Below are 25,273 nucleotides of genomic sequence, written 5' to 3'. Positions count from 1 at the left end.
GTCTATACCCGCCCCCAGCCGAGCCACCCGACGCTTCGATGGCGGTGCCCGTCTGGACCGTAGAGCGTTCAGGCGTGGTGTGTCCCTGGCGACAGCTCCCGTGCCTGTACCTCGTGGTCGCCGGGAGCATCGCTCGTGGGAATCAGGGACTTCTGCAGGACACACTTCCGCCACTTCAACGCCGCCGCGCTGGTGGACGCGGCCGAGGGCTACCGCCGCCACGTCGACGGCGGCGGGAAGATGCTGGTGACGCTGGCGGGCGCCATGAGCACCGCCGAGCTGGGCCGCTCCCTGGCGGAGATGATCCGCCGGGACCAGGTGCACGCCATCAGTTGCACGGGGGCCAACCTCGAGGAGGACTTGTTCAACCTCGTCGCGCACGACGCCTACGAGCGCGTGCCGAACTACCGGGACCTGACGCCCGCGGACGAGCTCGCGCTGCTCGGCCGGCACATGAACCGCGTCACCGACACCTGCATCCCGGAGATGGAGGCGATGCGCCGCATCGAGGCCGTGGTGATCAAGGAGTGGATGGCGGCGGACGCCTCCGGCGAGCGCTACTTCCCGCACGAGTTCATGTACCGGGTGCTCCGGAGCCGGAAGCTGGAGGGGGCGTATCAGATCGACCCGCGGAATAGCTGGCTCCTGGCCGCGTGCGAGAAGGACCTGCCCATCTGGGTGCCGGGCTGGGAGGACTCGACGCTGGGGAACATGTACGCCGGCCACTGCATCGGCGGCGACGTGAGGAACGTCCACACGGTGCGCACCGGCATCGAGGCGATGCAGACGCTCGCGGGCTGGTACACGCACACCGCGCCCCGGTCCTCCGTGGGCTTCTTCCAGATTGGCGGCGGCATCGCGGGCGACTTCCCCATCTGCGTGGTGCCCATGCTCCACCAGGACCTGCGCCGCACCGGCGTGCCGCTGTGGGGCTACTTCTGCCAGATCAGCGACTCCACCACGAGCTACGGCTCGTACTCGGGCGCGGTCCCCAACGAGAAGATCACCTGGGGCAAGCTCGGCGTCGACACGCCGAAGCACATCATCGAGAGCGACGCCTCCATCGTCGCGCCCCTGCTGTTCGCCTACGTGCTCGACCAGTAGCCGCGCGCACCAAGGCGCGGGCGGGCTCGTCGGGGAGGGCCCGTCCTCGCCCCGTGGCGCGTCGACGCGCGGGGGGAGCCGGGGCGTCAGGTGCGCGTCGTCTTGAAGCGGCCGGTGACGGCGGTGAGCCCCTCGGCCACTGCTTGCAGGTCCTGGGCGATGCGCGTGGTGCGCCCGGTGGCGTCCACGCCCTGCTTCACCAGCTCCGCCACGTTGCGGGCGCCCTGCACCGCCTGCTCGCTGGACTGCCGCTGCTGGCGGGTGGCGATGGTGATCTGCCGCGCCGCCTCGCTGGTGCCGCGCGCCAGCTCCACGATGCGCTGGAAGACGGAGGAGGCCTGCTCGGCCACCTCCACGCCCCGGTCGCTGGTGGCCATGCCCACGCGGGCCTTCGACGCCGCCTCCTCGCCGGAGTCCTGCACCTTCTCCACGATGCGGCCGATGTCGCGCGCGGACGCGGACACGTTCTCCGCCAGCTTGCGCATCTCCGCCGCCACCAGCGAGAAGCCCCGCCCCACCTCGCCCGCCTTGGTGCCCTCCAGCGCCGCGTTCAGCGCCAGGAGGTCCGAGCGCTCCGCCACCTGGTTGATGACGTGGGCGATCTTCGACACCTGCTGGAGGTCCTGGTTGAGGCCGACGATGGCGTCCGCCACGCCCTTTGACTCGGTGCGGATGTCGTTGATGCCCGCCACCACCTGCGCCACCACGGCCATGGCCTCGGCCACCGCCTCGTGCGTGCGCCGGGCGCTCGACTCCACCACCTCCGTGGAGCTGGAGATCTGCTCCGCCGTGCGGCTCAGCTCCTCGAACGTCGCGGCGATCTGCTGCGCGTACGCGGCCTGCTGGCTGATGACGTGCTCCTGGTCCGCCGACGCGCCCATGAGGCCGCGCGACGCGCCGGACAACTGCTCCGTGCGCGACACCAGCTCCAGCACCGTCAGCCGCAGCGTGCCGAGCATCTGGTTGAAGGACTGCGCCATCAGCCGGACCTCGCCCGTCGCGGGCACGTCCAGCTCCGCGCGGGACACGTCGCCCCGGGCCACGTCGCGCACCACGTCCGTCACCTGCGCCACCGGCTCGACGAGGGTCCGCCCGATGAGCGCCGCCAGCAGCAGGCCCAACAGGAGCGCTCCCACCAGCCCCACCACCACGGAGCCCTTCAGCTCCGTCACGGTGGCGTTGGCCTCGTCCAGCCCCAGCCCCATCACGAACGTGCGCCCGCCGCTGGCGCACCACACCACCACCTCGCGGTGGGGGATGAGCGAACTGGCGCACCCCTGGGCCAGCACCACCGAGGGCCCGCGCGAATGCTCGGGCACCCGGCCGAGCGGCTCGTAGACGGGCTTGCCGTCCGCCCCCAGGAGTCCCTGGTAGTTCACCGTGAAGCCACCGCCGCCCTCGAGGCTGCGGGACTCCAATTGCGCCAGGACCTGCTCCAACCGCTCCTTCGCGGTCGCGGAGCCGTCCCAGTCCTGCGTCGCCGGATGCGACGCGACGAGCGAGCCCAGCACCCGGGCGCGCCGCTGGAGCAGCTCCAGGGCCACCTCATGCTGCCGCGCGGAGAAGTTCCAGATGCACAGCCCCATCACCGCGAGGCAGGGCACGAGCACCGCGATGGCCACCTGCATCCGCAAGCCGAGCCGGCCCCACATGCCTGTCATCTCCCGGTGAGACTGATCGCCGGCGCCGCCGGCGTGCGCCGACGGTAGGCGTGTGTGGCCAGGAGCGTCAAACCCCGGGACCGGCCCCAGGCCCTGCGGGCGACCTGAATCCGGGGCCTTGGCGCCCGCCCGGCCGCCGTCGCGGAGGACAAGCCCCGCTTTTCGTCGTCATCTCAAGGGGTTGCGGCGCCAGCCAGGGGACTTTCCCTTTGACATGGCGCAGTCACTGTCATTAGGTTCCGCGCGCGATGACTCCCTCTCCCCTCTCGCCCTACCTGCCCCTGGCGGTGGTGCTGCTGCTGGCCGGCATCATGGGCGTCGCGATCCCGTTCATCACGTCGCTGCTGGGCCCCAAGCGTCCGAGCGCCATCAAGTCCACCAGCTTCGAGGCGGGCTCCGAGTCCAGCGGACCGGCGCGTCAGCGCTTCGCGGTGAAGTTCTACGTCGTCGCGCTGTTGTTCATCGTGTTCGACGTGGAAGCGGTGTTCATGTACCCCTGGGCGGTGAACTTCCAGGCGCTCGGCTGGTTCGGGTACACGGAGATGGTGGTCTTCGCGGCGACGCTCGTCGTGGGCCTCATCTACATCTGGAAGAAGGGCGCCCTGGATTGGGAGAGCTGAGACACCATGGCTGATGCAGACATCGCTCCAGTGCTGACGACCCGCCGCGACGAGGCCATGGGCTTCTTCCAGCGGATGGTCTCCAAGGGCCTGGGCTGGGCCCGCAAGTATTCGCTGTTCACCTACCCGTACGCGACGGCGTGCTGCGGCATGGAGTACATGTCCGTGGCGGCCAGCCGGCACGACATCGCGCGCTTCGGCGCCGAGTTCCCGCGCTTCTCCCCGCGCCAGGCGGACCTGCTGATGGTGGTGGGCACCATCAACCTGAAGCAGGCCCCCATCCTCAAGCGCGTCTACGAGCAGATGACCGAGCCCAAGTGGGTCGTCTCGTTCGGCGTGTGCGCGTCCTCGGGCGGCTTCTACGACAACTACGCGGTGCTCCAGGGCATCGACCGCATCCTGCCGGTGGACGTCTACATCCCCGGCTGCCCGCCCCGCCCGGAGCAGGTGCTGGACGGCCTCATGCTGCTCCAGGACAAGATCGCCAACCAGGTCCACCGCATCGCGGACCGCGAGCAGCCGAACCCCACGGCGGCCCGGCACGACCTGCTCATCTCCATGGGCAAGTAGTCCGTCACCTCCACGCCGTACCACCGAGGCCCCGCGTGCCGTCCCTCTCGAAGGGATGGCCACGGGGCTTCGGGCGTTCTTGACGACTACCAGCGGTGGTACGCGGGGTGCCCCTGCTTCACCGCGACGAAGGTGCCCCGGCACAGCGCGGTCACCTTCCCGCCCGCGGTGAGCGTGCCCTCGATGACGGCGCGGTCGCCCTGGATCTCCACCGGCTTCGCCTCCAGCCGCACCGGCCCCGTCATGGGCGTGGGCCGCTTGAGGGTGATGGCGTAGTCCGCCGTGACGGTGCACGGGGGCGAGGAGGCGCCCTGCCCCTTCATCAGGTGGTAGGCCGCCGTCCAGTTGCAGTGACAGTCCAGCAGCGCGCCGATGATGCCGCCGTTGAGCACGCCGGGGAACGCCTGGTGGTGCTCCGCCGGGGTCCACTCGGCGACGACGAGGTCGCCCTGCGCGAAGCTGCGGATGCGCAGGCCCTGCGCGTTGGCCGGGCCACAGCCGAAGCAGCTATTGTGTGGAGCGTACTCTTCCTGGAGCGAGGGGGCGTCTGGGGTCGTCGACATGGCCCGCCACCTTACGCGAGTCCCCCTCCTCCGTCCGGCCCCGCACGTCGTCCAGCCACGCCTCGAGCGCCAGCGCGTCCGGCCCCTCACAGTCGCCCTCGCACGTGCGCCGCAGCGTGCCATCCGCGCGAGGCCGCTCCAGCCACCAGCGCTGCCCGTCGTACACGCCCCGGTCCTTCTCCATCAGCACCGCGGCGTGGATGGACTCGCCCATCTCCACCACGCCGTCGGGGCGGATGCGGTACGCGTCGAAGGTGCGCGGCGCGCCGGGCCAGTGCTCCGCGTCGAAGACCTCCGGGACGACGTGGGTGAAGCCCGTCTCCGCGTACAGGCGCTGGGGGACCCAGTCCCCGCCCCGCAGCAGCGGTGAGAGCGACACCCCGTCCACGCGCCGGAGCGCGGGCAGGCCGGCGTAGTCCAGGAGCGTGGGACCCACGTCCACCAGGCGCACCAGCGCGTCGACGTCCCGGGGCGCCGCGCCCCGCCCGCCCGGCGGCTTCACCGCCAGGAGGATGCGGTTCTCCACCTCCGACAGCCGCGCGCCGTGCACCGGCGTGGCGCCCGCGAGGTCCGGCCGGTCCTCGTGGAAGCTCTCGCCGTGGTCGGACATGAGGACGATGAGCGCGTCGTCGTAGCGCCCCGTGCGCCGCAGCGCCTCGAGCAGCAGCCCCACCTGCGCGTCCGCCTGCGCCAGCAGCTCGTCGTACAGCGCCTCCGCGCCCGGCCGGTTCCAGCCCCCCTTCGCCCCCGGCGACACCGGCGCGAAGTGCATGCGCAGCCGGCGCTCCAGGGGCTCCGACGCGGGCACGAAGCGCCGGTGGAACGGGTGCACGGGGTCTCCCGGGAAGTGCGCCGCGGTGGCGTGGAACGCGAACAGCGTGGGCCCCTGCCCCGCCTCGTCCACCAGTCGCGCCGCCAGCCGCTCCGCGTAGCCCATGGGGTCGTGGATGCCCGCCAGCGCGCGGTTGTCGACGAACTCCGGCACCCAGGCCGCGCCCAGCGCCTGGTCCGCGAACGCGCCGAGCGCCCGGTAGCGCAGCTTCTCCAAGAGGAAGTTCACCGCGCCGCGCGGCGGCTGCAGCCTCGTGACGAAGCCGGACGCGGGCCCCTCCGTGTGGAAGCGCGAGCAGTCCGTGGCGAACACCGTGCGCCACCCCGCGTCGTCGAAGGCCCGCGCGAAGGTGGGCTGCAGCCGCATGCGCGACTCGGCCGTCAGCGGATAGCGCACGCCCGTCGCGTGCGGCCAGCGCGCGGTGAGCAGCGAGCGCCACGCGGGCTCCGTCTGGGCGATGGGCGTGTAGGCCCGCGTGAAGAGCGTGGCGTCCTCCAGGAAGCGCTCCACGTGCGGCGCCACCTCGCCCGACCCGCCCTGGGAGCGCAGCCGGTCCGGACGGAATGCGTCGATGCCGATGAGCACCACCAGCGGGTGCTTGGTCCCGCGGGACTCGGGCCACACCCGCGCCAGCGCGACCACCGCCAGCCCCGCGGCCATCACCAGCGCCGCGCGAAGCCGCGCGCGCCCCGTCCCCCGACGCGCGAGGAACACGCCCGCGTGCACCAGGAGGAGGACCACCGCCACCGCGCGCGGGTGCCAGGGCTCGCCATGGTCGACCAGCCAGGCCAACAGCGGCCGCGCCGCCGGCAGGTCGTCGAACAACGCGGGCCGGGAGATGGCGCGCTCCCACGCCAGCAGCGCGGCGAGCCCCCACCAGCCGACGAGCGTTCCCCCCACACCGCCCCGCCCCCACGCGCGCGCGAGCCCCCACGCGGCCACGGCGAGCGCCATGCCCGCCACGACGTAGACGGACGCGACGCGCGCGAGCAGCCCGGGCAGCACCGGCCGCACCGCCGCCATCAGCGCCGCGTAGGGGCCCTCCACCGGGATGTCCACGCCCACCATGCCGGAGCGCAGGAGCAGCCAGGACTCGGCCGCGAACAGCCCCAACCCCAGCCCCGCCCCCAGCGCCATGCGCCAGGCGAGGGGACGCCAAAGTGGGGACGATGCGGACTCGGACATGGGTCCGCGTGTATATCGGATGCGTCACAGCCGCCACCGCCGGGCATGGCCGGGGCCGGGGAGGTGCGCGCGTGGACGAGGCCGTGCAAGATGTCGCGCCATTCGAGCAGTCGGTTCCGGCAGTCCGGGGGATGGGGGATGTCGTCCTGAGGTCCATCACGCCAGAAGGCATCGAGGACTCGGTGAACCGGGCCCTCGACGACGAGCGCCTGCGCAACGCGCGCCAGCTGTCGCGCATCCGCTTCGTGGCCGTCACGGTGATGTTCGGCCTCGCCGCCGTGCTCGGCCTCGCCGCCGGGAAGCAGGACTGGGCCACCTACCTCCGGCCACTCGGCGCGTACTGGACCTGCACCGCGGGCATCCTCTGGGCCGTGGCGCGCTCGCGCCGCTTCGTGCGCTGGGCCGGCCTGTCCGTGGCCTTCGTGGACGTGCCCGCCGTGTACTGGCTCCAGAGCCACGCCATCCCCGTGTCCCCCTCCCCGGGCGGGGTGGCCGGCTTCACCCTGGGCATCTTCGCCGTGCTGGTCCTCCTGGCCGCCCTGTCCCTGCGCAACACCGTGACGCTGGTGGTGACGGGCTTCGCCATCGTCGCGGAGGTCGCGCTCCAGGCCCAGGCGGGCATCGGCATCGGGGCCCAGCTTTCCGCCGGGGTCATGCTGTGCGTCGCCGCCGCCGGGGCCCGACACCTGCTCAACCGCATCCGGGCCCTGTCCGCAGCCGTGTCCGAAGAAGAAGTCAAGCGCGCCCGCCTGGGCCGCTACTTCGCCCCCGCCGTCGCCGAGCGCCTGCAGACCCAGGCCTCCCCGGAACCGGAGCTGCGCGAGGTGACCGTCCTCTTCGCGGACATCCGCGACTTCACCGCCCTGAGCGAGCAGCTCCCCCCGCGCGAGGTGGTGGAGCTGCTCAACGCCTACTACGGCCGCATGGTGGAGGTGGTGTTCCACCACGGCGGAACACTCGACAAGTTCATCGGGGATTCACTCATGGTGTACTTCGGGGCCCCCCTGTCCGACCCGCAGCACGCGGTGAGCGCGGTGCGGTGCGCCCTGGCCATGGTGGGGGAGCTGGAGGCGTTCAACGCGGAGCGGGCGCGCCAGGGCATCCCCGCCCTGGCCATGGGGGTGGGCATCCACACCGGCCCGGTCGTCCTGGGCAACGTGGGCTCCACCGCCCGCCGCCTGGACTACACCGCCATCGGCGACACGGTGAACCTGGCCAGCCGCATCGAGGGGCTGACCAAGCGGGTCGGCGTCCCGGTCCTCGTCTCCCAGGCCACCCGGGACCACGCCGAGGGGTTGTTCGTCTGGGACTCCGTGTCCCAGGCCTCGGTCCCCGGCAAGAGCCGCCCGGTGACCACCTTCCACCCCCGCCCCCCGGGGTCGGCCCTGTCCCGGGGGCCCGGACCGGCGGCCTGATTTCCGCCCCTTCCGGCGATCCGCGCGGCCCCTCGGCCGCCACCCGGCCAACGCACGCTTCTGGGCCTTCTAAGTGGCCTACATGGTTGAGGGTTTACGTTGACGCCCCCCTTCGGGGGTCCTTATAAAGCCGCGGATTCTTCTCCCTCAGTCATTGGGTCCCCCCTTGAGCACTTTCGCGTTGGACAGGGTCTCCGCCCACTTTCCCGAGGCGGTGGTGGAACGCTACGTGGACCGGGCGGGCGGCGCCTGGGCCGTCATCCATGCCGACTCGCTCCCGAAGGTCGCCACGCTCCTGAAGAACGATCCGGAACTGGAGTTCAAGCTGTTCGGCTCCATGGACGGCGTCGATCGCCTGCACCTGGCGGAGAACGACCCGCGCTTCGAGGTCGTCTACATCCTGTACTCGCTCAAGCGGAACGAGCACGTGCGCCTCAAGGTGCGCGTGAGCGAGGCCCAGCCGTCGATCCCCTCCCTGACGCCCCTGTACCGCGGGGCGAACTGGTGGGAGCGACTGGTCTGGGACTTCTACGGCATCCGCTTCGACGGCCACCCGGACCTGCGCCGCATCCTCCTGTACGAGGAGTTCCAGGGCCACCCGCTGCGCAAGGACTACGCGCTGCGTGACCGGCAGCCGCTCATCCCCGAGCGCCCCATCAAGGACATCTTCCGCGGTCCCGGCACCAGCGGGCACTCCTGAGGACTCTCACCATGGCCGACAGCCACACGATGCCCGAAGCGAAGGGCCACAATCCGGACACCGACGGCTCCCTGCCGCCGGAGGGCGAGCTCGAATCGCATCTCCAGGCGAAGCACATGGTCATCAACATGGGCCCGTCCCACCCCGCCACGCACGGCACCGTGCGACTCAAGGTGGAGCTGGACGGCGAGACCATCGTCAAGATCGACCCGGAGATCGGCTTCCTCCATCGCGGCTTCCAGAAGAGCTGCGAGAACGTCACCTGGACGCAGTGCCTGCCGTACACGGACCGGCTCAACTACCTGTCCGCGATGATGAACAACTTCGGCTTCCTCAACGCCGTGGAGAAGCTCATCGGCCTGGAGATTCCGGAGCGCGCCCAGTACATCCGCGTCATCGGCAGCGAGCTGCACCGGCTGACGGACCACCTGACGTGCGTGGGCGCCACCGGCCTGGAGATGGGCGGCTTCGCGCCGTTCCTCTACGGCATGGAGGCCCGCGAGCTCATCCAGGACCGCGTCACGGAGCTGACCGGCGCGCGCCTGACGACGAGCTTCGGCCGCGTGGGCGGCATCAACCGCGACCTGCCGGACGGCTGGGCGGACAAGGTCCGCAAAACGCTGACGCGCACCGAGGAGCTGCTCGTCGAGATGGACGGGCTGCTCACGCGCAACCGCATCTTCGTGGACCGCACCAAGGGCACCGGCATCATCAGCGCCGACGACGCCATCGACTACGGCTGGACGGGCCCCGCGCTGCGCGCCTGCGGCGTGGCGCACGACCTGCGCAAGGCGCACCCATACTGGGTCTACGAGCGCTTCGACTTCGACGTCCCGGTGGGCGAGCACGGCGACAACTACGACCGCTACCTCGTCCGCATGGAGGAGATGCGTCAGTCCATCCGCATCATCCGCCAGGCACTCGACACCATCCCCACGGGCCCCATCATCGTGGATGACTGGCGCATCGCCCTGCCGCCCAAGCCGGAGGTCTACGGCACCATCGAGGGCGTCATGGCGCACTTCAAGCTGGTGATGGAGGGCATCCAGGTGCCCCCCGGTGAGGTCTACGACGCCACCGAGGCCTCGAACGGCGAGCTGGGCTGGTACCTCGTGAGCGACGGTCGCGGGCGTCCGTACAAGGTGCACGTGCGCGCCCCGGGTTTCCCGGTGCTGGCGGCGGTCCCCCACATCATCGAAGGCAAGATGCTGGCGGACCTCATCCCCACGTTTGACACCATCAACATGATTGGCGGCGAGGTCGAGCAGTGAGCGACAACGACACGAAGAAGCCGACCGGTGACGCGCAGCCGCCCCCCAAGGGCGCGCCCACGGATACCCCCGCGGCGAAGATCGGTCCCGAGCCCTCCAACCCGCCGGCCGGCGCAAAGCTGGACACGCCCCCCGCGGCGGCCAGCAGCGTGACGGCGCCGCCGAAGGCCCCCCCTCCGGCCGGCCCGCCGCCCAAGCCCGCGCCGAAGAACCCGGGCTTCGTCACCTGCACCATCGACGGCAAGGAAGTCGTGGTGAAGCCGGGGACGAACATGATCGAGGCGGCCAAGCAGGTCGGCTCGGAGATTCCGTACTACTGCTACCACCCGCGCCTCTCCATCGCGGCCAACTGCCGCATCTGCCTCATCGAGGCGTCCAACGCGCCCAAGCTCGTCCCGGCGTGCCAGACGCCGCTGGCCGAGGGCGTCGCCATCAAGACGACGACCCCCAAGGTCAAGGAGCAGCAGCGGTCGGTGATGGAGTTCCTGCTGCTCAACCACCCGGTCGACTGCTCCATCTGCGACCAGGCCGGTGAGTGCAAGCTGCAGGACTACTACATGAAGTACGACTACCGCCCCTCGCGCCTCGAGGGCGGCAAGGCCCTGAAGAACAAGCGCAAGGTGCTGGGGCCCCGCGTCGTGCTGGACCAGGAGCGCTGCATCATGTGCACCCGCTGCGTGCGCGTGATGAACGAGGTGGCCAAGGAGCCGCAGCTGGGCGTGTTCGGCCGCGGCAGCCACGAGCGCATCGACGTGTTCCCGGGCAACGAGCTCGACAGCGACTACTCCATGAACACCGTGGACGTGTGCCCGGTGGGCGCGCTGCTCAGCCGCGACTTCCGCTTCAAGGCGCGCGCGTGGTTCCTGTCCGCCACCCCGTCCATCTGCACGGGCTGCGCGAAGGGCTGCAACACGTACGTGGACTGGATGTCGCAGGACACCTACCGCATCCGCCCGCGCGAGAACGAGGACATCAACAAGAGCTGGATGTGTGACCAGGGCCGGCTCATGTACAAGTCGTTCAACCTGGGCCGCGTGCAGCAGGCCCGGGTGGGCCGCCAGTCCGGCAAGGCCGCGACGGACGCGGTGCCGGTGGTGACGCGCAAGGAGGCCGTGCAGGCGGCGGCCCGGGCGCTCAAGCCGCTGGTGGGCGACAAGTCGCTCGCGGTGTTCGCCTCCCCCGTGTCCTCCAACGAGGACCTGCTGGCGGGCCTGAGCTTCGCGAAGAACACGCTGGGCGCCTCCACGGTCTACGTGGGTGGCCGTCCGGCGGGCAAGGCCGACCACTTCCTGAAGACGGCGGACAAGAACCCCAACCGCAAGGGCCTGGAGTCGATCGCCAAGGGCCTGGGCCTGAAGGTGGAGACCTTCGAGTCGCTCACCGCGGCGCTGGGCAAGGGCCAGGTGAAGGGGCTCTACGCCATCGGCACGGAGATTCCGGGCGACGTGGAGGCCTTCGCGCAGACGCTGGCGCAGTTGGAGGTCTTCGTGGTGCAGGCGACCAACGAGTCGCCCATCACCGCGCAGGCCACGGTGCTGCTGCCCGCCACCCTCCACGTGGAGGACGAGGGTTCGTTCACGCAGATGGACGGCATCACCCAGCGCTTCCGCAAGGCGTACCCGCCCAGGGGCGACACGGTCCCGGGCTGGAAGTGGGCCGCGGAGCTGACGCGCGAGCTGGGCGGCGAGGCCGCGTGGGCCTCGGCGCGCGACGTGTGGCGCGAGCTGGCCGGCAAGGTGGCCGAGTTCGCGGAGTTCAACTGGGACAAGGCCTCTCCGCCGGACCGGGAGAAGCCGGGCATCAATCCGCTGCCCACGGGCGCCGACGGGCGTCCTCCGGGCTACCGTGAGTTCGGTTCTCCCCGGGTGAGGGGTATCTGATGAAGCGCGTACTGACTGTCCTCGTGGCGATGGCCACCATCACTGGCGCCCTGGCGGGAGTCTCCGCCGCGGCCTACGCGGTGGCCGGCCTGGCCGAAGAGCACCTGTTCACGGGCGCCAGCCGCCTGTCGAACATCGTGTTCCTGATGCTCGTCTTCGTGATGATCATCGCCACGCTCCTCACGCTCGCCGAGCGCAAGTGGAGCGCGCTGATGCAGGACCGCGTGGGTCCCAACCGCGCGCGCATCAACCTGCCCGGCATCCGCAACCGCTCCCTGGCCGGCATCCCGCACATCCTCACGGACGTGCTGAAGATGCTGACGAAGGAGGACTTCGTCCCGGGCGCGGCCAACCGCTTCCTGTTCAAGCTGGGTCCCATCCTCGCGTTCGCGCCGGTGTTCGCGCTGTTCGCGGTGGTGCCCGCCGGCCCGTCCGTCACCGTCTTCGGGCACCGGGTGGACATGGTGGTGGCGACGCCGGACTTCGGCGTGCTGTACCTGCTGGCCATCGCGTCGCTGGCGGTCTACGGCACGGCGCTCGCCGGCTGGTCCTCCAACAACAAGTTCGCGCTGCTGGGCGGCGTGCGCGCCTCCTCGCAGATGATCTCCTACGAGGTCGCGCTGGGCCTGTCCCTCATCGGCCTGTTCCTGGCGTTCTCCTCCGTGCAGCTGCCGGCCATCGTCGGTGACCTGGCGGTCGCCGGCGCGGACGCCACCGGCCAGGCGCGCTACCTGTGGCGCACGGACGGCCCGTTCGACCTGGGCCTGCCGGCCTGGGGCATCATCCTGCAGCCCATCGGGTTCATCGGCTTCTTCGCCGCGTCCTTCGCGGAGACCAAGCGCGCCCCGTTCGACGTGCCGGAAGGCGAGTCGGAGATCATCGGCTACTTCGTGGAGTACTCCGGCATGAAGTTCGGCATGTTCATGATCTCCGAGTTCGTGGAGGTCGTGGTGCTGGCCGGCGTGACGACGGCGCTGTTCTTCGGCGGCCACCACCTGCCCTTCGGCGGCGAGTGGCTGGCGAGCCAGCCGCTGATGCAGGAGCACGGGTGGCTGTACGGCACCCTGCTGGGCACGGTGTTCTGGCTGAAGGTGCTCTTCCTCATCTGGGTGCAGCTGGTCATCCGCTGGACCTTCCCGCGCTTCCGCTACGACCAGATCCAGACGCTGGGCTGGAAGATCCTCCTGCCGCTCGGCCTGGCGAACGTGTTCGTCTCCGGCGCGCTGGTGCTGTGGGATCCGTCCCTGCGGGCGCTGGGCGTGGTGGGCCTGCTGGAGATTGGGGTGCTGATGGTGCTGACGATGACGAAGCAGGAGTCGGCGGAGCACGGGGCGCATGGCGGCGCGCACGGGGCTCACGGCGGCCACGACCACGGCCACGGGCATGACGCCCACGCGCTGCCCTCACACGCCAGCGCGGCGTCCTCGCACTAGCCTCGGGCGACCGGGAATCGAGACATCACCATGGCGATCAAGGTTACCAAGGTCACCCAGGATCCCCGCACGGACGTCCGCGAGCGGATCTACATCCCGGGCCTGCTGCACGGCCTGGCCATCACCACCAAGCACTTCTTCCGCAACCTCTTCGGGACGCGGGACACGAACACGCAGGTGCTGGACCGTACCGGCAGCAGCCTGATGACGACGGTGGAGTACCCGGAGGAGAAGCCCATCTACCCCGAGGGGTACCGTGGCCTCCACCGCCTGGTCCCGCGCGAGGACGGCAAGCCGCGCTGCGTGGCTTGCTACATGTGCGCCACCATCTGCCCGGCGCAGTGCATCTACATCGAGGCGGGCGAGTACGAGGAGACGGACGGGGAGTCGGAGTCCCGCGTCATCGAGAAGTACCCGACCCAGTTCGTCATCGACGAGCTGCGCTGCATCGTGTGTGGCCTGTGCGTGGACGCGTGCCCCAAGGACGCCATCCGCATGGACACGTACATGCACACGCCGTCCGAGTACACGCGGCAGAACTTCGTCTACGACATCCCCAAGCTGCTCAAGGGGCCGCCGGTGTCGCACCCGTCGGACCCGTGGAACAAGCGCGAGGGCTCCGAGGAGCCGCACCACGTCCACAAGGAGGCCCACACGCGCATCGGCGAGGGCCTGGTGCAGCTCAAGACGCCCGCGATGGGTGCGGGGCACGACCACGGCCACGGCAAGGCCGGCGCGCATGGCCACGCGGTGGTGACGCAGCAGGGTCCCATCCAGGTGACGAAGTTCATCAAGTAGATCCATTCCCATCCCCCGGCCCGTAGGGGCCTGGGAATGCCGGCCCGCCTCCCCGCTTCCACAGCGGTAGGCGGGCCGGATGCGTTTGAGGGTGCTGGTGGTGACGCTGCAGCTCTTCAATCCCGGCGTGGGGCGAAGTGCAGTCAGGCGCACGGTGTCCGGGGCGCGTGGCTTTTCCCCACGGTGGGGACTCCGTAGGGTGGTGTCGTGGTGACGAAGCGCTACCGCTTGTCAGTGTGCAAGGGCTCCTCCTGCAAGGCGGGAGGCGCGGACGCGGTGTACGCCGCGGCGCGGGACGCGCTCTCCGCCCGGGGCCTGGTGCCGCGCTGCGAGCTGTACCGGGGCGGCTGCTACGGCTTCTGCCACATGGGGCCCAACGTCGTCGTCCGCGAGGAGACGGGCCGCAAGAAGGATCCGCTGTCGCCCGAGGACTACCAGCTGATGGGCTGGGACGGCGAGGTGTACTACTCCGCCATGACGCCGGAGAAGATGCAGCGGGTCGTCAGCGAGCACATCGAGCGGGACTCCCCGGTGACGGAGCTGTTCGGGCAGCCGGACACGCCCGCCCCGGACGACGACTGAGCCCCTCCCCTCCCCGTCAGGCCGCGACGACGCCGGGCCCCGGGTCCTCCAGGGCGTGGACCCCATCCCAATCCGCGGGGGGCGCGGCGGAGAGGAAGCGCGCGCAGCGGCTGGCGTAGACGGCGGCCACGGGGTCCTTCAGCTCCGTGGCGGCGCGCTCGAACAGGACGTGGGCCTCCGCGAAGCGGCGCTGGTGGTAGGCCGTCAGCGCCTTCTCGTGCATGGTGAGCAGCGCCTGCACGGGCGGGCCGAGCTCTCCGCGCCGCCCGACCAGCTCATGCACCTTCAGCGGCTCGGCCCTCCCCTTCAAGCGCACCCGGTCCACCAACCGGAACACGTAGTTGTCCGCCGCGAGCGCCACCGTGTTGTCCCCGACCAGCGCGAAGGTGCCGTACACCTTGTTCAGCGTCTCCAGGCGCGCGGCCAGGCCCACCGCGTCGCCGAGCACGGTGTAGTGCGACTTCAGCTCGCTGCCCATGTCGCCCACCACCACCTCGCCCGTGTCCACGCCGGCGCGGAAGCTCAGGCGGCGGCCGTACTTCTTCTCCCAGGCGTCCTGCTTGTCGGCCAGCACGGCCTGCATCTTCAGCGCGGCCTCACAGGCCAGGTGCGCGTGGCGGTCCGTGCGCACGGGCGCGCCCCAGAAGGCCATCACCGAATCGCCGATGTACTTGTCCACCTGGCCCGCCGTGGAGCGCACCACCGCCGCCATCTCCAGGAGGTACTCGTTGAACAAGCCCACCAACTGCTCGGGCGACAGGCCCTCCGACATGCGGGTGAAGCCCTCGATGTCGCAGACGTACACGGACATGCGCCGACGCTCGGGGTGCATCAGGCTCAAGTCGCGCGTGACGAGCCGCGCCACCTCCGGGCTGACGTAGCGGCCCAGCGCGGACTGCACGAAGTCGCGGATCTGCTGCTCGTTGCGGAAGGCGTAGAGGGTGGTGACGACGAAGGCGCCCACCATGGCCAGCAGCGGGCCCGCCATGGCGATCCACAGGCGCTGCTCGACGAAGACGTAGGCCGCCGCCACGGTGTAGCCCACGCTCGCCACCGCCAGGCCGCCCACGTAGAGCACCACGCCCCGCACGGAGCGCAGGAGGAAGCTGAGCGACAGCGCCATGAAGGCCCCCGCGAAGGCGAGCCCCATCGTCACCATCAGGTCGAAGTCCGGCGCGGCCCGGGTGATGCCCTCCGAGCGCAGGAGGTTCACCAGCGCCTGCCCCAGGATGGCGCCCCCCGGCGTCTCCGGACCGATGGGCGTGGGCTTCAGGTGCCCCGGCTCGCCCGCGGTGCGGGTGAGGACGACGGTGCGCCCCTCCAGGTCGTTGTCGAAGCGCGCCGGGCGCTCGTCCGCCACGTCGAAGACGTTGAGCAGCACGTTCCAGGCGCGGATGGAGCGGGCCAGCGACCCACGCGAGCCCCGCCCCGCCGTGGGCGCGTTCCAGCGCAGGAGGCTGTAGCCCGACGCATCCATGGGCACGGAGTAGGCGTCGCCCACGTACAGCCGGCCGTCCGCGTACCGGAGCGCGCGCGTGTTCGCCAGCCGCATCGCCGCCGCCAGGGGCAGCGACGGCAGCACGTGGCGCCCGCCCCGCGCGGCGTAGGACACCAGGTGGGGGATTCCGCGCACCACGCCATCCGGGTCCGCCGGCAGCGTGACGGCGCCGAAGCCACCCGCCTCGCCCTCGAGCAGCGGCGCCACGGGGTGCTGGAGCTGGCGGACCTCCACCAGCCTGGAGGCATCCAGCCCCTCCACCTGCACCTCCGCCAGCGACACGAAGAGGTCGGTCGTCCCCAGGCGGAAGGTGTCGTCGGATGCGCGGCGCTCCTCGACGACGGCGCCCGAGACACCCAGCCGCGCGCCCAGCACCTTCGCGTCCGCCGCGTCCGTCGCGCCGCCCCAGACCTCGGACTGGCGCCCGGCGGGAATCACGTAGGCGGGGCGCTGCACCGTGAGCACCGCCTGCGCTCGCGCGCGCGCCTCGGCGGTCGACGGGTAGGTGCCCACCTTCACCCGGTACGGCCACAGGCGGTTCGCGGGGGGCAGCACGCGCGAGCCCTGGGCCTCCCACGAGAAGGCCAGCAGCGACCGGCCCGCGTCCCGCGTGAGGAGCTCGCCGAAGGCGGCGTCGTCGCTCGACGACGCCGGGGAGGAGAGCTTCGGGTCGATGCAGGCGTTGGGGCTCAGCTCCGTGAACGGCAGGTCCAGGAGCACCAGCAGCGCCCCCTCCTGCACCAGCCGGTGCACCATGCCGCCCACCAACTGTCGGGGCCACGGCTGGGTGGCCACGCCCGGCCGGTCGTCCTGCCGGGCCTCGGCCAGCGTCTCGTCGTCGATGGCCACGACGACGGCCTCGTCCGGACGCTCCGAGCGCGCGCCCAGCTCCAGCACGCGCCAGTCGTACGTGGAGCGCTCCAGCCCCTCCAGCCAGCCCTGCGCCAGCTCCACGGCGCCCGACGGCATCCACGCGGGCGAGTCCCCTCGGGGCGCCGCGGGCTGCGGCGCGCGGAGATACACGAGCAACCCCAGCACGCAGCCGAAGAAGATGGCCATCGCCAGGGAGAAGCCGAGCCGCTTGAAGAAGCGCCGACTCGCGGAGTGGACACGGTGACCTTGCACGGTTGCGCGGAGGATACCCCGAGACGTCCAGCGCGCGGGCCTCGCGTCACGGGCCCCTGCTATGCTCGGCGCATTCGACGCAACCCGGGGAAATCTCGATGAAACGCCTCCTGTTCGCCGCCCTCCTCACCGCCACCTCACTTGCCCCCCTGGCCTGCGACCTGGAGAAGACAGGCGCCCAGCTCACCGCGGACCACGTCATGGTGGGCACCCTGCTGGCGACGCCGGAGGTGGCCATCTCCCCGTCGGCGACGGCGGGCTTCGACGGCGGGACGTGGGACGGTGGCGACACCCTCACCTTCCCCGCCCAGACGGCGGCGCTCGTGTTCTTCGGCTCGAAGAAGGGCGAGAACTCGCAGCCCTCCGGCGTGGGGGGCGCCAAGGCGTCGGTCCAGCCGGTGGGCGGCGTGGCCACGGTGTTGGAAGAGGACGGCTCCGGCAGCTACAGCCTCACCAGCGTCGGCGGCGAGGACGAGGAGCTGACGTACCAGTCCGGCGCCACCTACCAGTTCATCGCCAGCAAGGACGGCAAGCGCTACGTCGGACAGGTCGAGGACGCGCCGGTGAAGGAGTCCATCGCCGCGTTCCGCCCCAGCGGCGCCGCGTTCGTGACGCTCGACGCGAACACGGCCCTCACGTTCGACCGCACCGCCCCGCCCGCCAACCAGGAGCGCACGCTGGGCTTCGTGACGGTGGTGCCGCTGAGCTCGGACGGCGAGAAGGGTGAGCCGACGTACTCCAGCATGCCCACCACGCCGGTGGAGCTGTTGCAACTCGTCGCGGTGCCAGGCGCCCATCGCGAGGCGCGGATGACGATTCCGGGCTCCGCCTTCCCCTCGCGCAACGCGCTGTACATGGTCATCTTCCAGTCGGTGCGCCTGGGCGGCGCCGAGTCCGACAACCTCTTCATCGGCAGCGCGCTGCTCGCGGGCACCGCCGACGTGGGCATCGTCCGCACGCGGTAGGCCCGCGCCCGGGCGCTCACCCCGCCTCGAGGTCCAGGTCGATGCGGCCGGACAGCTTGAGGCGCAGGAGGTGGCCGGCGAAGCGCTCGGACTCCTCGCGCGAGAGGACGTTGCGGAACGACGTCCCTTCGGCCACCTCCACCTCCAGGACGGCGCCGCGCTGGAGCAGCCGGAAGAAGTCCTCTCCGCCGCCCGGACGCGGCACCCTCAGCGGCAGCATGCCCTTGAGCGGCACCACCTCCTGGGCCTCGCTGACGCGGGCCTCGAGCCCCGCGGCGTCGGGGCGCACCTGCGAGGGCTCCACGCCCTCGTCCGGGTAGAGGGGCGCGGGCGCCAGCGCGACGTCCTCCGTGGAGTCGTCCAGCAGGAAGCCGTGGCGCGAGGGGATGCGTCCGGAGAACAGGAAGCACAGCAGCACCGGTGTGTCGCCCGACAGCCGCTCGACGTGGAGGATGGAGCGCTCGGTGCCCACGCGGCGCAGCAGCAGCGTCAGGCGCGGCCGGTGGACCGCCAGGTGCCGTTGGACGCGCTCGCGCAGCGTGCCGCGAATCTCCGCGAAGGCCTCCGCGTACCGCGCCTCGGACGCGGCCTCCCGCTCCGCCAGCGCGGCGCGCGTGGAGGCGAGGCGCCCCTCGGCCTCGCGCAGGAAATCACCGGCGGAGGCGGACGCGGCCACCAGCCCCGGCTCGGTGGAGGGCGCGGGCTCCACGCCCGCCGCGCGCACCGCGCCCAACAGGAACGAGCCCTGCTGGTCCAGCTTCTCGCGCTCCTCGAGGAACCTCGCGCGGGACGCGGCGTGCTCCAGCTTCAGCTCCAGCCACGCCTCGTAGCCGGACTCGAGCGTCTCCAGCGCGCGCAGGCGCGCGAGCGCGCTCTCCGGCTCCACCGGCCCCAGTCCACCACCACCCTTGGTCGTCTCGCTCACGGCGGCGGAGTCTACACCCGCCCGGCAATCACGCGGGCCCCCACCCGACGCCCGAGAGGGACGTGGATGGAGGCCCGGAAGGTGGAGCCCGAGTCCGCGCGCGGCGCTCAGGCCGTGCGGGACACGGACGCCGGGGGCTGCGACGCGGCGCTCTCGCCCCGCGGCTGCAGCGTGTTGGAGAGGTAGTCCTGGCCGCTCTGCAGCTTCTGCCTCAGGTCGTCACGAAGCTGGTTGCCCGGCTTGGGCGCCAGGAGCAGGCCCAGGCCCGCGCCCACCAGCAGGCCGGCGGCGAACGCGCCCAGCACGGGCAGCACGTCCTCGGCCGCGCTGCGGCGGGTCTCCAAGCCGATGAGGTTGAGCAGGTCGTCCTTGTCCATCTTCTTGAGGGAGTTGAGGTTCATTGGGGACTCCGGAGTTGACGGTGTTGGGGTGGGAGGAGGAACGCGAGCGTCGCCGCTCGCTAGTAGGAAGGAGGCCGCGGAATGCCGGCGGCGTTGGCGTCCGCGGACGCGGTGCCCTCGCGGTGCGGGGGGTGGGTGAAGCCACCCCGGCCCGTCTGGTAGCCCTGGAAGGCGGCTTCGGCCATGCCGAGCAGTTCGTCCTTCACGAAGGGGAGCGCGGCCAGCCGCACCCCCAGCCGGAGGACACGCGCCGTCAGCGGCGTGAAGAGCCCACCGCCCAGCACGTAGCCCACGCCCAGCGCGGCCACCATCATCCCGTAGGGATTGCGCTCGACGCGGCCCCGCAGGTCCAGGGTCTGCCCCAGGTCCTCCATCGCCCCGCGCGCGTCGGTGAACAACTGCTGCGCCTCCGAGCCCAACTGGTCCACCCGCTGACCGAAGCCCGCGTCGGCGTCGCGCTCGCGGCCCGGGGAGTCGCCATTGCCAGTCGCCCCTGGATAGTTCGCCATGAATGCCCTCTCTCGTGTTCGTCCGCGTCGGACGTGCTAGCGGCGCGACGCAATGCGGCCGATGAGGAAGCCCACCGCCACCGCGCCCAGCAGGCACGTGCCGGGGTTGGCCCGGATGAAGCTCACCACGCGGTTGTTCATGTCGACCAGGTTCTGCCGGGCCTCGTCGATCTGCGGCACCACCCGATCCTGGAACTGCCGGGCCCGGTCGGCCATCTGCTGTGCGTTCACGTCCATGAAATGCGTCTCCTTCAATCGAAAGCGTTCGTCGAAAACCGTCCGGGCCGCGCCTCAGCGCCGCGAGCCCAGCAGATAGCCCACCGCGAGCGCCGCGCCCACGCACGTATAGGGATGGCGGCGCACCCACTCGCGCCAGTCGGCCGCGACGGCGACCTCCTCGCGCAGCGCGCTCACCGACGTGGCCAGCTCCGCGCGGGTGCGCTCGATGTCCGCGCGCAGCATGGCGCTGGTGCGCGGGGTGACGGGCTTGGGATGTCCGTTGCTAGCGCCCATTCGGGGACTCCTTGAACAGTGGCCGCTGCGCGCCCTGGAGGGTGTTGCCCACGGGCACCGGCGCGGCCGAGGTCAGCGCGGCCATGCTACGGGACAGCTCGTCCGTCGTGTCGTCCATCACCCGGCGCGTCTTGAGCCGGTGCAGCGCCCACCCCACCCCGCCGCCCCCGCCCACGAGGTTGAGCAGGCCCACCGCGCCCAGCGCGCCGGCCCACCCCAGCCACGGCGCCAGCACCGCCGCCAGCGCGCCGCAGAGGAAGGCGTAGCCCACCAGGATGAAGGGCACGAAGGCGGCGATCATCGCCACGTTCATGCCCATGGACTTCACGTCCTCCGTGAGCTCCAGGCGCGCGAGCTGAAGATGCTGCGTCACCAGACGGCTGAAGCTGTCCGCCATGCGGCCGACGAGCGCGGCGATCCCGCGCTCCGTCTGTTCGCTCCCCACGTGCATGCCTTCTCCGGCCAGCGCTCACGTCCTCACAGAAGTGGCGCCAACCTAGGCACCCCTGCCCTCCAGGACAACCTCCGCTCCCGGAACTTCTGTCCGGCGGCCGCAAGCGTCGGCCATTCAACGCGCCCGCCGGTGGCCCCAGGCTAACCGATGAGCTGCACGGGCGCGGAGAGGGGGGCCGCCACCGCGATGGGCGCCTCGAAGCGCAGCACCAGGGGCAGATGGTCCGACGCCACCCGGCTGAGGGGCGTGCGGTGCGGAAAAATCGCGAGGGGGCGGACCCCCGAATCCACGTAGATGCGGTCCAGGCGCAACAGCGGCACGCGCGTGGGGTAGGTGCGCGCGGGGGCGTGCAGCGCCAGCGCGGCGTCGTGGATGGCCTTGCGCACCAGGGAGGGCACCGCCCCGTTCCCCCAGTAGTTGAAGTCCCCGCACACCACGGCCGGGTCCTTGCGCACGGCGTCCCGGAGGATGTCCGAGCCGAGCAGGAGCGCCTCCTGCCGCCGCCGTTCGGACACGCGCAGGCCCAGGTGGAGCGAGAAGACGTGGAGCTGCTGGCCGTCGCCCAGGTCGAGGTCGCAGCGCAGCGCGCCCCGGGGCTCGCGCCGGCCCACGCTCAGGTCGTAGTTCTTCGAGTGGAGGATGGGCAGGCGCGTGAGGATGGCGTTGCCGTACCTGCGTCCGTTGAGCACGACGTTGGGGCCGAACGCCATGTGCATGCCGAGCATCCGCGCCAGGTGCTCGGGCTGGTCCTCCCGCGCGGTGCGCCCGCGGAAGTCACCCACCTCCTGGAGGGCGACGATGTCCGCGCCCACCTCGTGGAGCACTCCCCCCACGCGGTCCAGGTCGAACCGGCCATCCGTCCCGATGCCGCTGTGGATGTTGTACGAGACGAGTGTCAGCTCCACGCGGTGGACTCACCCATGGAGGGGATTGAGGCGACGGGCCGCCAGGCGCACCACCTCCAGGGGCAGCGTCGCCAGCCGGGCCATCGCCTTCGCGGCGTCTCCCAGGCCGCCCCGCAGCGTCTGGAGCTGCCGCCCCGCCTCGTCGATGAGGTCCGGCAGCCGGCCGCGCGGCGGCTGCTCACGCGTGGGCGGCAACGCGCCGATGGGTGTCGTGCCGCCGACGACGGGCGCGGGGGCCGGACGGGCGCGCCGCTCGACCTTGTCCGCCTTGCGCGTCGGGCGCGAGCCGCCGGGGGCGGGGCCGTGCGCGAACTTGCGGTCCGGCTCCGGGCGCGCGAGTTCCTCGAGCTCCGCCTCCATCTGCCGCGCCTGGTAGTACTCCTCCGTCTCCGAGAAGGGCTTGCCGTAGTGGACGCCCTCCTCGCGGGCCGCGGGCGGGTGGCTCCGCGACTGGGCGAGGCGCTCCTTGTCCCGGCGGCGCATGCTCCGGCTCTGCGGCAGCGTCTTCGGCACCTGGAAATGGTCGAAGCTGTAGGGACGAGGCATCCGCAAATCTCCCTTGGGTCATCGGGTCCGGAGAGAAGCTAGGGAGCGCGGCGGCGCGCCGGTACGCCTTGACGTCGCCCGACGCCGGGCACGGGGCCCGGTCGCCTGCCCCACGAGCCGGCGGACGGGCCTTCGCGACGCGGAGACGTCCGAATCCCCACGAAGTCAGGCGCGCGCCGCTCCCTCGCCGTGCGGGCGGGCGGCCTGGGGCGGCGGACGGGCCGGCGTGCGCTTCGGGCAGTGGGGCCAGGCATGCGGCGCGCCCGCATCCACACACTGGGAAGAGTGGAGGAATTCATGGTGTAAAGAAGCGCCCATGCCCGCGCATCCCGCCCGCCGGAAGTATTCCGCTCCGACCTGCCTCCTGCTCTCGCTGCTCGCTGTCGGTGCGAAGGCCCGGGCCGCCGAACCGACAGCGGCCCTGGCGGCGCCGCCGGTGGAGTCGCGCACGGGACGGACGACGCGCCCGCTCCTCACCCTGCAGCCGGGGTCCGCGCGTCCGGGGGATCCGGTGCTCGTCGAGGTGCGGGGCGTGGGAGAGCTTCCGCAGGGCACGCTGGCGGGCAAGCCCCTGCGCTTCTTCCCGTGGGGCGAGGGCTTCGTCGCGCTGACGGGCCTGCCCGTGGAGATGCAGGCGGGCCAGGCCGCGGTGACGGTGGCGGCGCCGAAGGTGGCCGGCGAGCTTCCCGTCGTCCTCACGGGGACGCTGGACGTGGTGGAGCCGGGCTATCCGTCGCGCGAGCTGAAGGTGTCCGGCAAGTACGTGGAGCCGCCCGCGTCCGTGAAGGCGCGCATGGCGGCGGACCGCAAGGCCTTCGCGGTGGCCTTCGCGCAGCCGTTCGCCGCGCCCATGTTCTCGCGCAACTTCGCGTGGCCGCGACAGGACCGCATCACCGCGCCCTTCGGCGACAAGCGCACCTTCAACGGGAAGCTGTCCAGCCAGCACTTCGGCGTGGACATCGACGGAGATCCGGGCACACCGGTGGCCGCGGCGAACGAGGGCACGGTGGTGATGGCGCGCGACAACTACTCCGCGGGCCGCACCGTCATCGTCCACCACGGCGGCGGGCTGTACACGTCGTACTTCCACCTGTCGCGCATCCTGGTGAAGCAGGGCATGAAGGTGAAGCAGGGCGAGCGGCTGGGCCTGGTGGGCAGCACCGGCCGCGTCACCGGCCCGCACCTCCACTGGGGCGTGAAGGTGGATGGGATGTGGGTGGACGGCGAGTCGCTGCTGAAGCTCGACTTCTTCCCGTCGTCCGCTCCGCCCGCCATGGCCAGCGGCGACTCCGCCGGCCTCGCGGCGCCGTGACGCGCCGCCTCAGCGGTCGTTCCACTTGGGCGGGCGCTTCTCCATGAACGCCGCCACGCCCTCGCCCGCGTCGTCCGCGAGCACGTTGAGCGACAGTTGCGACGCGAGGAACTCCAGCGCCGCGGGCAGCGGCAGGTCCTCCGCGGTGAAGTAGGCGCGGCGTCCCAGCGCGAGCACCGCCTGGCTCTTGCCGGCCAGCTTCCCCGCCAGTGCCGCCACGGCGCCGTCCAGCTCCGCCGCGGGCACCACGCGGTTGACGATGCCCAGCGCCAGCGCCTCGCGCGCCGGGAGACGATCCCCGGTGAGCACCAGCTCCAGCGCGCGCTTGCGGCCCACGTGCCGCTGCAGGAGCGCCATCATCATCATGGGGAACAAGCCCACGTCGATTTCGGGCGTGCCCAGGTCCGCGCCCTCCACCATCACCGCCAGGTCGCACGCGAGCACCAGGCCCATGCCGCCGGCCAGCGCGTGGCCATTGACGCGCGCCACCGTGGGCTTGCGCACCTCCTGGAACCGGGCGAGCAGCTTGCCGTAGGAGCGGCGCCCCTCGTGGGTGGAGAGGAAGCCCCCGTCCCCCGTCATCTGCCCCAGGTCGCCTCCCGCGCAGAAGACCTTCTCGCCCGCGCCGGTGAGCACCACCACGCGCACCGCGGGGTCCGCGTCCGCGCGCTCCAGGCCCTCCACCAGCGCCTTCACCACCGACGGCGACAGGGCGTTGCGCGCCCGGGGCCTGTCGATGGTCAGGTGCGCTTGGGCGCCTTGGACTTCGTAGCGGACTTCTCCGACGACTTCTCCGGCTTCCATGTGCCTGCCTCCGCGCCTGGCGACGCGGCGGCCAGGACGCCATGAAGGAACGAGTCGGCGATCTGCGCCTTCGCGCGCTCCAGCGCGGACGCGTCCCGCGAGTCCGCCAGCCCCGTCACGAAGGCCGTCAGCCCCATCTCGATGGCGCCGAACAGCAGCGCGGAGCCCAGCAGCGGATCCAGGTCCTCGCGCAGCTCGCCGGCCTCCTTCGCCTGGGCGAACAACTCCGAGCTCAGGCGGATGGCGTCCACGAAGGCCGTCTGCCGGTTGATGCGGGAGCCCGCGGGGCTGCGGGCAATCTCCAGGATGAGGACCTTCACCGCGCGCGGGTCCACCCGGTACGCCTCGAAGGCGACGTCGACCACGCCCTGCACCTTCTGCGCGAGCGACCCCTCCCCCTCCACCACCGCGCGCACCCGCGTGACGAAGCCGCTCCAGCCGGTGTCGAACACCGTCTCGAGCAGCTCATCCTTGTTCTTGAAGTAGTGGTAGACGAGGCCGTAGGCGACACCGGCCTCCTTCGCCACGTCCGCGATGCGGCACCCGTGGTAGCCCTTCCGGGCGAACACGTCGATGGCCGCCCGCAGGATGGTCCGGCGGCGCTCGCTCTCGCGGCTGCCGTTCTCCGTCACCGTCTTGCTCTGGGCCACGACGTCCTCCAGCGGCGGGTTGATTCCTCAATCAGCCGCCGCGGACCCTACG

General features: G+C 71.5%; 26 protein-coding genes. 12 read left to right on the top strand and 14 right to left on the bottom strand.

Annotation, left to right across the window (positions count from 1 at the left end):
- The first annotated feature begins 135 nt into the window (after window positions 1-135).
- Window positions 136-1,104: a deoxyhypusine synthase family protein gene (locus LZ198_RS23220; protein WP_253974213.1), complete on the top strand. Its 969-nt coding sequence runs from the start codon at window positions 136-138 to the stop codon at window positions 1,102-1,104.
- Between the two features lie 86 nt (window positions 1,105-1,190).
- Here the strand turns inward: LZ198_RS23220 and LZ198_RS23215 are convergent, their stop codons facing one another.
- Complete coding sequence (locus tag LZ198_RS23215; RefSeq protein WP_253974212.1) at window positions 1,191-2,756, bottom strand: methyl-accepting chemotaxis protein; 1,566 nt, start codon at window positions 2,754-2,756, stop codon at window positions 1,191-1,193.
- Between the two features lie 257 nt (window positions 2,757-3,013).
- Here LZ198_RS23215 and LZ198_RS23210 point away from each other — a divergent pair, with 257 nt between their 5' ends.
- A complete protein-coding gene (locus LZ198_RS23210; RefSeq protein ID WP_234063724.1) occupies window positions 3,014-3,385 on the top strand; it encodes an NADH-quinone oxidoreductase subunit A in 372 nt (123 codons plus the stop codon).
- Window positions 3,386-3,391: 6 nt separating this feature from the next.
- Window positions 3,392-3,955, top strand: a complete 564-nt coding sequence (locus LZ198_RS23205) for an NADH-quinone oxidoreductase subunit B (protein ID WP_046712975.1) — start codon at window positions 3,392-3,394, stop codon at window positions 3,953-3,955.
- 86 nt (window positions 3,956-4,041) lie between these two features.
- Here LZ198_RS23205 and LZ198_RS23200 read toward each other — a convergent pair whose 3' ends face one another.
- A complete protein-coding gene (locus tag LZ198_RS23200) occupies window positions 4,042-4,518 on the bottom strand; it encodes a PaaI family thioesterase (RefSeq protein ID WP_253974211.1) in 477 nt (158 codons plus the stop codon).
- Window positions 4,463-6,535, bottom strand: a complete 2,073-nt coding sequence (locus LZ198_RS23195) for a sulfatase-like hydrolase/transferase (protein WP_253974210.1) — start codon at window positions 6,533-6,535, stop codon at window positions 4,463-4,465. The genes LZ198_RS23200 and LZ198_RS23195 overlap by 56 nt, the downstream gene beginning before the upstream one ends.
- Window positions 6,536-6,717: 182 nt before the next feature.
- Here LZ198_RS23195 and LZ198_RS23190 point away from each other — a divergent pair, with 182 nt between their 5' ends.
- From LZ198_RS23190 to LZ198_RS23160, 7 genes are all read left to right on the top strand, one after another.
- Window positions 6,718-7,950: an adenylate/guanylate cyclase domain-containing protein gene (locus LZ198_RS23190; RefSeq protein WP_253974209.1), complete on the top strand. Its 1,233-nt coding sequence runs from the start codon at window positions 6,718-6,720 to the stop codon at window positions 7,948-7,950.
- Between the two features lie 181 nt (window positions 7,951-8,131).
- Window positions 8,132-8,650, top strand: coding sequence for an NADH-quinone oxidoreductase subunit C (locus LZ198_RS23185; protein ID WP_253974315.1), 519 nt, complete (start codon window positions 8,132-8,134; stop codon window positions 8,648-8,650).
- An 11-nt stretch (window positions 8,651-8,661) separates the two neighbouring features.
- The gene (nuoD, locus tag LZ198_RS23180) at window positions 8,662-9,921 is read left to right on the top strand and encodes an NADH dehydrogenase (quinone) subunit D (RefSeq protein WP_253974208.1); all 1,260 of its coding nucleotides are present in this window, start codon (window positions 8,662-8,664) and stop codon (window positions 9,919-9,921) included.
- On the top strand, window positions 9,918-11,801 hold the full coding sequence (locus LZ198_RS23175) for a 2Fe-2S iron-sulfur cluster-binding protein (RefSeq protein ID WP_253974207.1): 1,884 nt from the start codon (window positions 9,918-9,920) through the stop codon (window positions 11,799-11,801). The genes nuoD and LZ198_RS23175 overlap by 4 nt, the downstream gene beginning before the upstream one ends.
- Window positions 11,801-13,234: a complex I subunit 1/NuoH family protein gene (locus LZ198_RS23170; RefSeq protein ID WP_253974206.1), complete on the top strand. Its 1,434-nt coding sequence runs from the start codon at window positions 11,801-11,803 to the stop codon at window positions 13,232-13,234. The genes LZ198_RS23175 and LZ198_RS23170 overlap by 1 nt, the downstream gene beginning before the upstream one ends.
- A gap of 30 nt (window positions 13,235-13,264) precedes the next feature.
- Window positions 13,265-14,032 (top strand): NuoI/complex I 23 kDa subunit family protein, encoded by a 768-nt coding sequence (locus LZ198_RS23165; protein WP_253974205.1) that lies wholly within the window; start codon window positions 13,265-13,267, stop codon window positions 14,030-14,032.
- A gap of 228 nt (window positions 14,033-14,260) precedes the next feature.
- A complete protein-coding gene (locus LZ198_RS23160; protein ID WP_253974204.1) occupies window positions 14,261-14,614 on the top strand; it encodes a (2Fe-2S) ferredoxin domain-containing protein in 354 nt (117 codons plus the stop codon).
- Window positions 14,615-14,630: 16 nt separating this feature from the next.
- Here LZ198_RS23160 and LZ198_RS23155 read toward each other — a convergent pair whose 3' ends face one another.
- Complete coding sequence (locus tag LZ198_RS23155; RefSeq protein WP_253974314.1) at window positions 14,631-17,171, bottom strand: adenylate/guanylate cyclase domain-containing protein; 2,541 nt, start codon at window positions 17,169-17,171, stop codon at window positions 14,631-14,633.
- Between the two features lie 164 nt (window positions 17,172-17,335).
- Here LZ198_RS23155 and LZ198_RS23150 point away from each other — a divergent pair, with 164 nt between their 5' ends.
- The gene (locus LZ198_RS23150; RefSeq protein ID WP_253974203.1) at window positions 17,336-18,202 is read left to right on the top strand and encodes a hypothetical protein; all 867 of its coding nucleotides are present in this window, start codon (window positions 17,336-17,338) and stop codon (window positions 18,200-18,202) included.
- A gap of 16 nt (window positions 18,203-18,218) precedes the next feature.
- On the opposite strand, the gene LZ198_RS23145 is transcribed toward LZ198_RS23150, so the two are convergent.
- The 8 genes from LZ198_RS23145 to LZ198_RS23110 all read right to left on the bottom strand — a co-directional run bounded on the left by LZ198_RS23145 (window position 18,219) and on the right by LZ198_RS23110 (window position 22,455).
- Window positions 18,219-19,127: a hypothetical protein gene (locus LZ198_RS23145; RefSeq protein ID WP_253974202.1), complete on the bottom strand. Its 909-nt coding sequence runs from the start codon at window positions 19,125-19,127 to the stop codon at window positions 18,219-18,221.
- 107 nt (window positions 19,128-19,234) lie between these two features.
- Window positions 19,235-19,528: a YtxH domain-containing protein gene (locus tag LZ198_RS23140; protein WP_253974201.1), complete on the bottom strand. Its 294-nt coding sequence runs from the start codon at window positions 19,526-19,528 to the stop codon at window positions 19,235-19,237.
- A gap of 59 nt (window positions 19,529-19,587) precedes the next feature.
- Window positions 19,588-20,037 (bottom strand): hypothetical protein, encoded by a 450-nt coding sequence (locus LZ198_RS23135; RefSeq protein ID WP_253974200.1) that lies wholly within the window; start codon window positions 20,035-20,037, stop codon window positions 19,588-19,590.
- Window positions 20,038-20,073: 36 nt separating this feature from the next.
- The gene (locus tag LZ198_RS23130; RefSeq protein WP_234063711.1) at window positions 20,074-20,274 is read right to left on the bottom strand and encodes a hypothetical protein; all 201 of its coding nucleotides are present in this window, start codon (window positions 20,272-20,274) and stop codon (window positions 20,074-20,076) included.
- A gap of 54 nt (window positions 20,275-20,328) precedes the next feature.
- On the bottom strand, window positions 20,329-20,550 hold the full coding sequence (locus LZ198_RS23125; RefSeq protein WP_253974199.1) for a DUF3618 domain-containing protein: 222 nt from the start codon (window positions 20,548-20,550) through the stop codon (window positions 20,329-20,331).
- The gene (locus LZ198_RS23120) at window positions 20,540-21,001 is read right to left on the bottom strand and encodes a phage holin family protein (RefSeq protein WP_253974198.1); all 462 of its coding nucleotides are present in this window, start codon (window positions 20,999-21,001) and stop codon (window positions 20,540-20,542) included. The genes LZ198_RS23125 and LZ198_RS23120 overlap by 11 nt, the downstream gene beginning before the upstream one ends.
- 143 nt (window positions 21,002-21,144) lie before the next feature.
- Window positions 21,145-21,909, bottom strand: a complete 765-nt coding sequence (locus tag LZ198_RS23115; RefSeq protein WP_253974197.1) for an endonuclease/exonuclease/phosphatase family protein — start codon at window positions 21,907-21,909, stop codon at window positions 21,145-21,147.
- A gap of 9 nt (window positions 21,910-21,918) precedes the next feature.
- Window positions 21,919-22,455 (bottom strand): hypothetical protein, encoded by a 537-nt coding sequence (locus LZ198_RS23110; protein WP_253974196.1) that lies wholly within the window; start codon window positions 22,453-22,455, stop codon window positions 21,919-21,921.
- A 316-nt stretch (window positions 22,456-22,771) separates the two neighbouring features.
- Here LZ198_RS23110 and LZ198_RS23105 point away from each other — a divergent pair, with 316 nt between their 5' ends.
- Complete coding sequence (locus tag LZ198_RS23105; RefSeq protein ID WP_253974195.1) at window positions 22,772-23,767, top strand: M23 family metallopeptidase; 996 nt, start codon at window positions 22,772-22,774, stop codon at window positions 23,765-23,767.
- A gap of 9 nt (window positions 23,768-23,776) precedes the next feature.
- Here the strand turns inward: LZ198_RS23105 and LZ198_RS23100 are convergent, their stop codons facing one another.
- Together LZ198_RS23100 and LZ198_RS23095 are read right to left on the bottom strand one after the other, a co-directional pair.
- Window positions 23,777-24,571: an enoyl-CoA hydratase/isomerase family protein gene (locus LZ198_RS23100; protein ID WP_253974194.1), complete on the bottom strand. Its 795-nt coding sequence runs from the start codon at window positions 24,569-24,571 to the stop codon at window positions 23,777-23,779.
- Window positions 24,508-25,221, bottom strand: a complete 714-nt coding sequence (locus LZ198_RS23095; RefSeq protein WP_253974193.1) for a TetR/AcrR family transcriptional regulator — start codon at window positions 25,219-25,221, stop codon at window positions 24,508-24,510. Before LZ198_RS23095 ends, LZ198_RS23100 begins: the two co-directional genes overlap by 64 nt.
- Window positions 25,222-25,273: the final 52 nt, after the last annotated feature.

This window comes from Myxococcus dinghuensis, from assembly GCF_024198235.1.
GTDB classification, from domain to species: domain Bacteria; phylum Myxococcota; class Myxococcia; order Myxococcales; family Myxococcaceae; genus Myxococcus; species Myxococcus dinghuensis.
This window is presented reverse-complemented; position numbering and strand designations above follow the sequence as displayed.

What these genes read in the sequence shown, in the direction of transcription:
- LZ198_RS23155 (WP_253974314.1), bottom strand. Translation starts at nt 17,171, where the DNA reads ATGGCCATCTTCTTCGGCTGCGTGCTGGGGTTGCTCGTGTATCTCCGC.
- LZ198_RS23120 (WP_253974198.1), bottom strand. Translation starts at nt 21,001, where the DNA reads ATGCACGTGGGGAGCGAACAGACGGAGCGCGGGATCGCCGCGCTCGTC.
- LZ198_RS23205 (WP_046712975.1), top strand. Translation starts at nt 3,392, where the DNA reads ATGGCTGATGCAGACATCGCTCCAGTGCTGACGACCCGCCGCGACGAG.
- LZ198_RS23165 (WP_253974205.1), top strand. Translation starts at nt 13,265, where the DNA reads ATGGCGATCAAGGTTACCAAGGTCACCCAGGATCCCCGCACGGACGTC.
- LZ198_RS23215 (WP_253974212.1), bottom strand. Translation starts at nt 2,756, where the DNA reads ATGTGGGGCCGGCTCGGCTTGCGGATGCAGGTGGCCATCGCGGTGCTC.
- LZ198_RS23125 (WP_253974199.1), bottom strand. Translation starts at nt 20,550, where the DNA reads ATGGGCGCTAGCAACGGACATCCCAAGCCCGTCACCCCGCGCACCAGC.
- LZ198_RS23195 (WP_253974210.1), bottom strand. Translation starts at nt 6,535, where the DNA reads ATGTCCGAGTCCGCATCGTCCCCACTTTGGCGTCCCCTCGCCTGGCGC.
- LZ198_RS23170 (WP_253974206.1), top strand. Translation starts at nt 11,801, where the DNA reads ATGAAGCGCGTACTGACTGTCCTCGTGGCGATGGCCACCATCACTGGC.
- LZ198_RS23150 (WP_253974203.1), top strand. Translation starts at nt 17,336, where the DNA reads ATGAAACGCCTCCTGTTCGCCGCCCTCCTCACCGCCACCTCACTTGCC.
- LZ198_RS23100 (WP_253974194.1), bottom strand. Translation starts at nt 24,571, where the DNA reads ATGGAAGCCGGAGAAGTCGTCGGAGAAGTCCGCTACGAAGTCCAAGGC.
- LZ198_RS23200 (WP_253974211.1), bottom strand. Translation starts at nt 4,518, where the DNA reads ATGTCGACGACCCCAGACGCCCCCTCGCTCCAGGAAGAGTACGCTCCA.
- LZ198_RS23135 (WP_253974200.1), bottom strand. Translation starts at nt 20,037, where the DNA reads ATGGCGAACTATCCAGGGGCGACTGGCAATGGCGACTCCCCGGGCCGC.
- LZ198_RS23130 (WP_234063711.1), bottom strand. Translation starts at nt 20,274, where the DNA reads ATGGACGTGAACGCACAGCAGATGGCCGACCGGGCCCGGCAGTTCCAG.
- LZ198_RS23210 (WP_234063724.1), top strand. Translation starts at nt 3,014, where the DNA reads ATGACTCCCTCTCCCCTCTCGCCCTACCTGCCCCTGGCGGTGGTGCTG.
- LZ198_RS23105 (WP_253974195.1), top strand. Translation starts at nt 22,772, where the DNA reads ATGCCCGCGCATCCCGCCCGCCGGAAGTATTCCGCTCCGACCTGCCTC.
- nuoD (WP_253974208.1), top strand. Translation starts at nt 8,662, where the DNA reads ATGGCCGACAGCCACACGATGCCCGAAGCGAAGGGCCACAATCCGGAC.
- LZ198_RS23140 (WP_253974201.1), bottom strand. Translation starts at nt 19,528, where the DNA reads ATGAACCTCAACTCCCTCAAGAAGATGGACAAGGACGACCTGCTCAAC.
- LZ198_RS23110 (WP_253974196.1), bottom strand. Translation starts at nt 22,455, where the DNA reads ATGCCTCGTCCCTACAGCTTCGACCATTTCCAGGTGCCGAAGACGCTG.